The organism is Mycobacterium simiae, from assembly GCF_008370645.1.
In the GTDB taxonomy this organism is placed as follows: Bacteria; Actinomycetota; Actinomycetes; order Mycobacteriales; family Mycobacteriaceae; genus Mycobacterium; species Mycobacterium simiae_A.
Map to the genome: position 1 here is coordinate 1 of NZ_VTZN01000549.1, position 412 is coordinate 412.

The window sequence follows — 412 nt, forward strand, 5'->3', positions numbered from 1 at the left end:
GCAGATTTTTGCATCGGATGCACGGTGGGCGGGTGTGGTGGGTGAGCCTGGCCAGGTGTGGGCGCAGTGCCACTCGCATGCTTTCGACGTTTCGGTGTGGGAGATCTGCGGCGCCCTGCTGCATGGCGGGCGGTTGGTGGTGGTGCCCGAATCGGTAACCCGTTCACCGGCAGACTTGCATGCCCTGCTGGTGGCCGAACACGTCGACGTGTTGGGCCAAACCCCCTCCGCCGCGGGGGGATTGTCGCCCGAAGGTTTGGAGTCACTGGCACTGCTGGTAGCTGGTGAGGCATGTCCCGCCCAGGTGGTGGACAGGTGGGCGGCCGGCGGGCGGGTCATGATCAACGCCTACGGCCCCACCGAAACCATGTACACGACGAGCAGTGCGCCGTTGGTAGCGGGTTCGGGAATG

1 protein-coding gene is annotated in these 412 nt (G+C 65.8%); it reads left to right on the forward strand.

Features of this window, described 5'->3' with window-relative positions:
* The coding region (locus tag F0Q45_RS26845) for an AMP-binding protein (protein ID WP_149656684.1) at positions 1 to 412 on the forward strand (412 nt) is incomplete at both ends.